1 protein-coding gene is annotated in these 234 nt (G+C 64.1%); it reads left to right on the forward strand.

Going from position 1 to position 234, the window contains the following annotated elements; all coding sequences use genetic code 11:
• A partial coding sequence (locus SB772_RS45745; protein WP_410839243.1) for a hypothetical protein occupies positions 1 to 234 on the forward strand: 234 nt, incomplete at both ends.

Below are 234 nucleotides of genomic sequence, written 5' to 3' on the forward strand. Positions count from 1 at the left end.
GCTGACACATTCACGATGACCGCGGCGTTCGACGATGACGCGGTGCCGGGTGCGGTGTGGATGCTGGAAAGCAGCGATCTCGTTTCGCAGCTCTTTCGTGTGGTCGGCGTCGAGGAAGATGACGACGGCGACCAGATCACCTACACGATCAACGCGACGCAGCACGAGCCCGGCAAGTACGCTGCGATCGACAACGGCGCGCAGATCCAGCAGCGCCCGGTGACGGTCGTGCCG

The organism is Paraburkholderia sp. SIMBA_030 (assembly GCF_046535245.1).
GTDB lineage: Bacteria > Pseudomonadota > Gammaproteobacteria > Burkholderiales > Burkholderiaceae > Paraburkholderia.